Annotated in this window: 6 protein-coding genes; 2 read left to right on the top strand and 4 right to left on the bottom strand. The window is 43.9% G+C overall.

From position 1 onward, the window contains the following. Positions 1-37 precede the first annotated feature (37 nt). Positions 38-487, bottom strand: a complete 450-nt coding sequence (gene ndk / locus IQ246_RS27705) for a nucleoside-diphosphate kinase (protein WP_194006500.1) — start codon at positions 485-487, stop codon at positions 38-40. Positions 488-728: 241 nt separating this feature from the next. Between ndk and speA the strand changes: the two genes are divergently transcribed. Next, complete coding sequence (gene speA / locus IQ246_RS27700; RefSeq protein WP_194006499.1) at positions 729-2,747, top strand: biosynthetic arginine decarboxylase; 2,019 nt, start codon at positions 729-731, stop codon at positions 2,745-2,747. Positions 2,748-2,840: 93 nt separating this feature from the next. On the opposite strand, the gene IQ246_RS27695 is transcribed toward speA, so the two are convergent. From IQ246_RS27695 to IQ246_RS27685, 3 genes are all read right to left on the bottom strand, one after another. Next, on the bottom strand, positions 2,841-4,010 hold the full coding sequence (locus tag IQ246_RS27695) for a sugar phosphate nucleotidyltransferase (RefSeq protein WP_194006498.1): 1,170 nt from the start codon (positions 4,008-4,010) through the stop codon (positions 2,841-2,843). A 232-nt stretch (positions 4,011-4,242) separates the two neighbouring features. Continuing rightward, on the bottom strand, positions 4,243-5,073 hold the full coding sequence (locus tag IQ246_RS27690; RefSeq protein WP_194006497.1) for a segregation/condensation protein A: 831 nt from the start codon (positions 5,071-5,073) through the stop codon (positions 4,243-4,245). Between the two features lie 220 nt (positions 5,074-5,293). Then, entirely contained in the window at positions 5,294-6,379 is a 1,086-nt protein-coding gene (locus IQ246_RS27685) for an AI-2E family transporter (protein ID WP_194006496.1), read from the bottom strand. Between the two features lie 126 nt (positions 6,380-6,505). Between IQ246_RS27685 and pdxH the strand changes: the two genes are divergently transcribed. Beyond that, complete coding sequence (gene pdxH, locus IQ246_RS27680) at positions 6,506-7,150, top strand: pyridoxamine 5'-phosphate oxidase (protein ID WP_194006495.1); 645 nt, start codon at positions 6,506-6,508, stop codon at positions 7,148-7,150. The last annotated feature ends 657 nt before the right edge of the window (positions 7,151-7,807 follow it).

Here is a 7,807-nt window from a genome sequence, read left to right as displayed (position 1 = left end):
CCCTATGCCCCATGCCCCATCCCCTATTTCCTCTTTACTACTCGTGCAACCAGGGAGTCAAGTGGGGTTGCCAACTGACCAATTCTTCATCCTTAAACCACAGGGCAATTTCTCGTTGTGCGGTTTCTTGAGCATCAGAACCGTGGATTAAGTTACGACCAATATTAAGCCCAAAATCGCCCCGAATTGTTCCTAGTTCTGCTGTTAGTGGGTTCGTCGCACCAATAATTTTTCTAGCAGAAGCAACTATGCCATCTCCTTCCCACACCATCGCTACCACTGGGCTAGAAGTGATAAATTCAACTAAACCACCAAAAAAAGGTCTTTCGCGGTGAACATCATAGTGCTGTTCAGCTAATTCCCGACTGACTTTCAGGAACTTCAAACCAACCAAGGTAAAACCTTTAGTTTCAAAGCGACGGATAATTTCACCCACCAGTCCACGCTGTACGCCATCAGGCTTAATTGCTAAGAATGTGCGTTCCAAAGCTAACTCCCAAAACTTAATAAATTTTTTATCTGCTCAATTGTTCCGAGTCAAGAGTCCAAAGTCCAAAGTCAAGAGTCCAAGTATTGATTTTGATCCTTAACCCTTGACTCTTAACCCTTGACTCTTAACTCTTGACCAATCAGAGTTTATCTCAGAAATTATCTTTGGGTGCATATCCGTTCGCAAATGAATGCGCTAAATTGTTAATTCGTGGGTGAAACACAGAGGTCAGGAATAAATGGGTGTTGAGTCAAGTGCTACATCTGACGAGGTGGTAAAAGTACCGTCCAATGGACACAAATCTGAAGTGAAAAATCACAAGCACAAAAAATTGTTACCACCTAGTACTACCACAGGAGATGTACCTCGCTCCTGGAAAATAGAGGATAGTGAAGCCCTGTACCGCATTGAAGGTTGGGGACAGCCTTATTTTTCGATTAACGCTGCTGGTCATGTCACTGTTTCTCCTAAGGGCGATCGCGGGGGTTCTCTAGACTTGTTTGAATTAGTCAATTCCTTGAAGCAGCGTAATTTGGGACTTCCCATATTGATTCGATTTTCCGATATTTTGGAAAACCGGATTGAGCGGTTGAATGCTTGTTTTGCTAAAGCGATCGCCCGCTACAACTACGCTGGTGTCTATCGTGGCGTGTTTCCCGTCAAGTGCAATCAAGAACGGCACTTGATTGAAGATTTAGTAAAATTTGGCAAGCCACATCAATTTGGACTAGAAGCTGGTTCCAAGCCAGAATTAATGATTGCTCTGGCTACCCTGGATACACCAGGAGCATTGCTAGTTTGCAATGGCTACAAAGACCGTGAATACATCGAAACGGCAATGTTAGCCCAAAGACTAGGGCAAACACCGATTATCGTTTTAGAACAGATTGAAGAGGTCGATCTGGTAATTGCTGCTAACCGCCAGTTAGGTATCAAACCGATTTTGGGAGTTCGCGCTAAACTCAGTACCCAGGGAATGGGACGTTGGGGAACCTCCAGTGGCGATCGCGCTAAGTTTGGTTTGACAATGCCTGAAGTAATGGAGGCAGTCGATAGGTTACGTGAAGCTGACTTGCTCGATTCTTTGCAGTTGATGCACTTTCATATTGGCTCACAAATTTCTGCAATTAATGTAATTAAAGATGCCATCCAAGAAGCCAGCCGCATCTACGTGGAGTTGGCAATGCTGGGGGCAGATATGAAATATCTCGATGTTGGCGGTGGCTTGGGTGTAGATTATGACGGTTCCCAAACCAACTTCTACACCTCGAAAAATTACAATATGCAGAACTATGCCAATGATATTGTGGCAGAGTTAAAAGATACCTGTGCTGAGCGGCAAATTACCGTACCAACACTGATTAGTGAAAGTGGACGGGCGATCGCTTCCCATCAGTCGGTACTGATTTTTGATGTTCTCAGTACTAGCGATGTCCCCCTTGATTCACCAGAGCCTCCGCAAGAGGGCGAATCCCCAGTTATTAATTACTTGTGGGAAACCTACCAATCAATCAACATAGAGAATTACCAGGAGTTTTACCACGACGCCACTCAATTCAAAGAAGAAGCTATCAGCCGCTTCAATTTAGGAATTTTACGCCTCAAAGAAAGAGCAAAAGCTGAGCGACTCTACTGGGCTTGTTGTAAAAAAATCCTTGACATTACTAGGCAGCAAGAATACGTACCCGATGAATTGGAAGACCTAGAAAAAATCATGGCTTCCATCTACTACGTCAATATGTCTGTGTTTCAATCAGCACCGGATTGCTGGGCGATCGACCAGTTGTTCCCAATCCTGCCTATCCACCGCCTAGATGAAGAACCGACGCGACGGGGCATTCTAGCTGACCTGACCTGCGATAGTGATGGTAAAATAGATCGCTTTATTGACCTGCGCGATGTCAAATCGGTTTTAGAACTGCACCCCTACAAACCGGGAGAACCCTATTATTTGGGGATGTTCCTGAATGGAGCTTACCAAGAAATTATGGGCAATTTGCACAACCTCTTTGGCGACACCAACGCAGTTCATATCCATTTGACTCCCAAAGGCTACCAGATTGAACACGTTGTCAAGGGTGACACTATGAGCGAAGTCGTGAGCTATGTGCAGTATGATTCTGAAGATATGGTGGAAAACATCCGCCAGCGTTGTGAAAAAGCTTTGGAGGAAAAGCGCATCACTCTGGCAGAATCTCAGCGATTACTGCAAACTTATGAGCAGAGTCTGCGACGATACACGTATCTGAATAGTTAGGATTGGGGATTGGGGATTGGGGATTGGGCATTGGGCATTGGGCATTAATTCCCATTCCCCATGCCCCATTCCCCATTCCCCATGCCCCATTCCCTAATTTGTATTTGTCCCCAGCAATTCAGCGATCGCTTGTCGCTCAACAGGTGTCTGAGATGGTGGTGTTTGACGGGCATCAGTAATCAGCCAGTCTAAAGCGGCTGCTTGGACATCGATCGCGGCTCCAGTCTTATCCACGCAATAACGCCCAAATACCAGCTTATCAACTAGACGGACTCCTGGCCCTAGGCGCGACCATTCAAAAATCACGCTGTTTTCTACCGTTGCACCGCTGCATATCCAGCAATTGGGGCCAATCATGGCTGGGCCCACAATTTTAGCTCCGTCTTCTATTCTGGTCATGCCACCGATATACACTGGGCCTGTGATATCCACTTTGTCCCAATTTACGGCAACATTTAAGCCAGTATAGATCCCAGGAGCGATTTCATGACCTGGAATTTGTACGTTTTTGATTTCACGCAGCAGCACACCCCGAATTGCCCGCCAGTAGTCTGGTACTTTACCAATATCTACCCATTCAAAGTCCATAGGGATAGCGTAAAATGGGGCTTCGATTTCCACCAGTTTGGGGAATAATTGGCTACCGATGTCGTACTCTATTCCAGAGGGAATGTAATTAAATACCTCTGGCTCAAAAATATAAATACCCGTGTTGATGTTAGTACTAAGAGCTTCTTCGGTTGAAGGTTTTTCTTGAAAAGCTTTAACACGACTATCTTCGTCAGTGACGACCACACCATAACTAGAAACTTCTTCCCGGGGAACAGATTTTGTAATGATAGTAGCGATCGATCCTTTGGATTTATGCCACTTAACTGCGGCAGTCAAATCTAGATCAATCAAAGCATCACCGCACAACACCACAAAGGTATCATCAAAAAACGGTGAGAAATCTTGGATGCGGCGCATCCCTCCAGCAGAACCGATTGCTTCCCCCACTAGTTTACCGTCGTCATCAATTTTACCTTCAAAAGAGTAGGCAATCTGCACGCCAAACCGCTGCCCATCACGGAAATAGTTTTCTATTTCCTCAGCCAAGTGGCTAACATTGACCATAATTTCGTCAAATCCATGTTGACGTAACAGTTCCAGTAAAAATTCCATCACTGGCTTTTGCAGGATAGGAATCATCGGTTTGGGAGTTGTATAGGTAATCGGACGAACGCGAGTACCCTTGCCCGCCGCGAGAATCATCGCTTTCATAAAAGTTTATTCCTCAACCACAAGCCAGTTTACTTTCATCGAGTGATACTTAATCATCAGTTTTTATTTATGCTCTAAGTTATTCCTAAACATAGAAATAACGGGAATTTGCTGGTTATTGCAACCATGAGTATATCTAGATGACAAGCGATCAGTTATCTTTTCAATTTACTCGGATTTTGGGGCTGAAGCAAAAATCTGTAAATTATCTGTAGGGCTACTTTGGACTTAATTAGTTCATCGGTTGCTCGAAGGGTTGGTAGGTGTTGGCTGTATCTATAAGTAAGCGAATTTTAATCTCATGGTAAAACTCCTCTTGAAATAGCTCTACTTTGGATTGAGCCGAAAGTAGTAGTAGTGCCCAGAAAACACTAACTAGGTTAGTGTGTTTTGACTCATGGCCAGACCCATTTTGGTATGGTTGCTTTGTCTTTGACCACAACTCTACAAGTTGTTCCAGATTCAACCAATTTTGTTCTAAATGTGACTCTCTTGCTGAAAGATACAATACCTGCTCTAGTTCCCTAGCTACTTCCGTCAGATTTTCTTGGTGAGCTAACTCTAGTGCCTCCCGCATTGTTTGGACACTAGGCTGACGCTTTGGACGAATAGGTTTACTGACTTTCTGTACAAGTTTTAGCTGGTTCGCCATGATCTGCAATTGCTCAATTAACTCTTGCAGAGTGACGCGGCGTTTGGGTGGTGGCATTGCCGCTGGGCGACGACGCAATTGTCGTTCTAATGGCAGACGGTGAGCCTGATGTAATATCCCATCTTCACTTTCTAACATGGGATCATCTGCTACACCTTCTTGTGCATCTGCTCCTGAAGATAATTGCATTAAGGTGTTTGCTTTGAATAAAACTAGCATTGATGCTGACAAAAAAGCCTGTCCAGATTGAGACAAGTCGGCTTCATAGCTTCTTTCTGTTGTCTCTGGTGCCATTAGTTCTAAGTAACGGTCAATCACCTCGATTACTTGCACATCCCAAGGATCTATCTCTCCCCGTTCAGCTTGATCAATGAGGAGTGTAATTGTTTCTAATAGCTCGGAAGCATCCATCAACCAGTTTTAAGTTAAGTAATCAGATTCCAAACAGAATAAATTCAACAGTAAATTTTTGAGCCTGTGCTCGTATACTCTACACGTTCACTTGTGCTGCTTCTATTCAGGAATTGCCAGATGGCGATCGCATAAGTTTCAACAATTAAATTAGACAACCACATGGTATTACAAAGTTAAAAATTTTGTCTTTATCACCTTTAACTTTTAGACCTCTGTCTCAATTTCGGGGCGGATCCTGAGCAATAGTGACAGTTGATACAAAATTCTCCGATTTGCCACTCTTAATAGCATCGAAAGTACCTTTGATAGTACCGGCAATCGGAACAGCAACTAATGTCCCCAAAAATCCAGCAATCTCGAACCCCATCAAAATAGCCACAAAAATCCAGATGGGATTTAGTCCGATAAAGTTACCCAATAACTTGGGAGCTAATAGGTTGTCTTTTAGCTGCTGCATCAGAACTGCCGCCAAGGCCACTTGAACTGCTAACCACCAATTTTGCAGTAGCACTAAAATTGTCACTAAACCAATGCCTAGAGTTGCCCCGATAAAGGGAATGAGTTCAGACAGACCGATGAGTATAGCAAATAACAGAGCAAACGGTACTCTTATAACCAAGAAGATTGGCGTGAGAGTCACCATCATAAATAGCCCCAGTAACAATTGGCTGAGGAAAAAATTCTGGAAATTTATCTGCAAGGATCTGCTCAAGGGGACGCTAATATTAGACGGCAAAAGGTTGATTAGACCATACCACACGCGATCGCCATACAGCAGCATATAAAACGCCAGCACTACAACTAACACTATGTTCAGTAATCCTGACAGCAGCGTCCCGGCAAATCCTACAGCACCAGAAGCTAGCTGTTGCACCAGATTCTGAATGTTGGCATTGATTTGATTGCTCACAACCCTCAAGTCAAGAGGCAAACGTCTTTGCTTGGCCAATTTCTCAACCTGTTCCAGATTTGCTTGACTAGCGGTTAACCAATCAGGAATATTATTTAACAGTTGGATGGTTTGGTCGATTACCAACGGCACTAGTGTGACACCCAGAATCACCAAAAGGGTTAAAGTTGCCAGTAAAACAATAATCACCGCCTGAGTGCGAGTGATTTGAGCGCGTTCAAAGAACTTGACGGGGTAATTTAGTAGAAAAGCCAGAATCGCCGCAGCGCTCAGAATAGTAATGGGATGCTGGAAATAGCGAAAAAGTACAGACAGCAGCCAGACATTGAGAGCAATAACCGGGCCGCTCAGACCATAGATTAACAAACGTTGAAGAGAGGCCGAACGGCGCATTTGATGCAACCTATTTTAGATATTCCTTGAAAGAATTTGTAAAACTGGTGTTGGCGCTGATCATCATCACAGGTATTTTATCAAAGACGTGTATAAGAGTATCTGCTCACAAGGAAGCAAATTACGATGGACAAAACCATAGCTGACCTTCGCAAAGATTACACCTTAGAAGGTTTGAGCAAAATTGAAATTGACCCTAATCCTTTTATACAATTTAAAAAATGGTTCAATCAGGCACTAGCAGCGCAACTCCCGGAACCCAATGCTATGACCATTGCCACAGCTACACCGGAAGGTACACCTTCAGCCAGAATGGTGCTATTGAAAGATTTTGATCAACGGGGCTTTGTCTTCTTCACCAATTACAACAGTCATAAAGGGCAAGAACTAGCAGAAAATCCCCAAGCAGCCTTAGTTTTTTGGTGGGCAGAACTGGAACGCCAAGTCCGAATTTCTGGATATGTGGAGAAAGTATCGGAAAAAGAATCTGATCAATATTTTAATAGCCGTCCTGCCAATAGTCGTCTGGGCGCGTGGGTATCTAATCAAAGCGAGGTAATCGAAAACCGAGAAGTTTTAGAGCAACGCTTACAGGAATTTCAGAGTAAATATGAAAATCAAGAGATTCCTCGACCATCTCATTGGGGAGGCTTACGAGTGATCCCCTCAGAAATTGAGTTTTGGCAAGGACGCTCTAGCCGCCTGCACGATCGCTTGCTTTATACTCGCTTAGATGACAGTAGTTGGAAGATAGAGCGTTTGTCACCCTAGTCATTTGGCTCTGGATGAGACTGTTCAACAGTTCCCCAATTCTGTTTTACGTGGTTTTCCTAAAGTCTTAGAGGTTGTTTGAAAACAGGACTTACGCAAGTGTCATATTTTTAACGCCAGAGGTTGTCCAGAGTCAAAGGTCAAAAGTCCAAAAAACCTTGATTCTTGACCCTTGACCCTTGACCCTTGACCCTTGACTCTTATACCAGAAGCCTTGTGTGCCAGTTGCGTAAGTCCTAGAAAAGTTTAATTTATGACTTGCCTTGGCGACTATAAGTCGCGGCTACACAAGCAAAACCCACCTACGTGGGTTTCAAAAGCATGATTTTCATTAGTCCGCGTGGTGCGCGTTGGAGAAGCTTCTCTACGAGAAGCGCAGCGCAAGCGCTATAGGCGGACGAAAGTTTGTATAGCCGCGATTTCCAATCGCCCAATACTTTTCAAACATCCTATTAGCTCGACTTTATCCATTTTTTGGCAACGCGAACGCTATCACTAAAACCTTTGTGTGACGGTAGTTTTACTTTTTTACTGGAGTTTAGACTAAGCAATGGAAAATGACCCAGCAGGGCTGAGTTAATCAGAGACTTAGCAAAAGTATGAAGAATCTTGGGTATTAAACAGCAACAGATGGTTCTTTAGGTGGTCGTGCTACTG

The sequence above is a fragment of the aff. Roholtiella sp. LEGE 12411 genome (genome assembly GCF_015206995.1).
Classification (GTDB): domain Bacteria; phylum Cyanobacteriota; class Cyanobacteriia; order Cyanobacteriales; family Nostocaceae; genus Komarekiella.
The sequence above is the reverse complement of the archived record's forward strand: the minus strand, read 5'-3'. Positions and strand labels throughout refer to the sequence as shown.